This window comes from Staphylococcus gallinarum (assembly GCF_000875895.1).
Classification (GTDB): Bacteria; Bacillota; Bacilli; order Staphylococcales; family Staphylococcaceae; genus Staphylococcus; species Staphylococcus gallinarum.
In genome coordinates, this window is sequence record NZ_JXCF01000240.1 from 1 (window position 1) to 292 (window position 292).

1 pseudogene is annotated in these 292 nt (G+C 41.8%); it reads left to right on the forward strand.

What is annotated here, in order from left to right:
* Positions 1-292: pseudogene (locus SH09_RS17325) on the forward strand (hypothetical protein); the annotation flags it as partial.

Consider the following 292-nt stretch of genomic DNA (forward strand, 5'->3'; position numbering starts at 1 on the left):
CGTACTCAATGATGTGCTTGCGCTTTCTGAGTCAGATACTGATGTACTTAATGACGTGCTTGCTGATTCTGAATCACTTACTGATGTGCTCAATGATGTTGATGCACTTTCTGAATCAGATACTGACGTGCTTAATGACGTACTTGCTGATTCTGAATCACTTACTGACGTGCTCAATGATGTGCTTGCACTTTCTGAGTCAGACACTGATGTGCTCAACGACGTTGATGCACTTTCTGAATCAGATACTGAAGTGCTTAATGATGTACTTGCTGATTCTGAATCGCTCACT